The sequence below is a fragment of the Vibrio sp. 378 genome (assembly GCF_033339435.1).
The window spans coordinates 1-556 of the sequence record NZ_JAWOUO010000982.1 but is presented as its reverse complement, the minus strand read 5'-3'; the positions used below and the strand labels follow the sequence as shown (position 1 = coordinate 556).

Here is a 556-nt window from a genome sequence, read left to right as displayed (position 1 = left end):
AACTTAAAACTTACACCCAACGTACAACGCTTGATGACTTTGATATTGAAGATTACGACAAAAGCGAAGTCTCAAAAAACGCCTTCAATATGGATGTTGGCATCGCTTGGTATCACGAAGCCTTTCGTGCGGGTTTGTCCGTTAAGGATGTGTTCAAGCAAGACATTAAAACCAAACTCGGTAGTTATACCTACGAACTCACTCCTCAAGCAACCGTTGGGATTGGCTACGTGAGTAACTACGTAGCACTGAGCTTAGACGCCGATCTAACCACGCAAAAGCGCTTTAAAGAACTTGATGATGACACTCAATTTGTGCGCATCGGTATCGAAGGCGACGCGTGGGGATGGGCACAACTTCGCGCAGGCTATGAAATAGATCTGGAGAATAACCTAGATAACTCCGTCACTGGTGGGATTGGGATCAGCCCATTTGATGTTGTTAGCCTTGACCTAGCAGGTTCTTACGCAGGCGATAATCAATTCGGAGCAGCGGCGAACTTAGCCTTCACTTTCTGATTCACCACCTGAATAGTTACGCCAACCAGATTAGCTTT

At 45.9% G+C, this 556-nt stretch carries 1 protein-coding gene; it reads left to right on the top strand.

Annotated features, from left to right (window positions below; translation table 11 throughout):
• Positions 1-518 (top strand): conjugal transfer protein TraF (gene traF / locus R7Q48_RS29920; RefSeq protein ID WP_318134022.1); only part of this gene is annotated, 518 nt, incomplete at its 5' end.
• Positions 519-556: the final 38 nt, after the last annotated feature.